The following is a 231-nucleotide window of genomic DNA, read 5'->3' as shown; positions in this document are numbered from 1 at the left end:
ATCGTCCCCCCACCTCCTTAAATTCCGCCGTAAATGTCCATGTTCCCGGCCCGATCCATCCGAACGTAAACTCCACACATCGCCATGCTTGAATAAGTGGGTTCCCATCTAGTTTTGGGTCCACCACAAACGGACGGCCCGCGCGTTCTGTGAGAAAGATGTAAACATCATCGCGATTCAAAATCACGCAATCAACTGAAATAATATCAAGCGAAGATTTAACGATCGTAG

1 protein-coding gene is annotated in these 231 nt (G+C 48.1%); it reads right to left on the bottom strand.

Annotated elements, in window-relative coordinates:
• Positions 1-231: hypothetical protein (locus Q4548_RS17100; RefSeq protein ID WP_303457310.1), on the bottom strand; the 231-nt coding region annotated here is incomplete at both ends.

Source organism: Wenyingzhuangia sp. 2_MG-2023 (assembly GCF_030548295.1).
Classification (GTDB): Bacteria; Bacteroidota; Bacteroidia; order Flavobacteriales; family Flavobacteriaceae; genus Wenyingzhuangia.
This window is presented reverse-complemented; position numbering and strand designations above follow the sequence as displayed.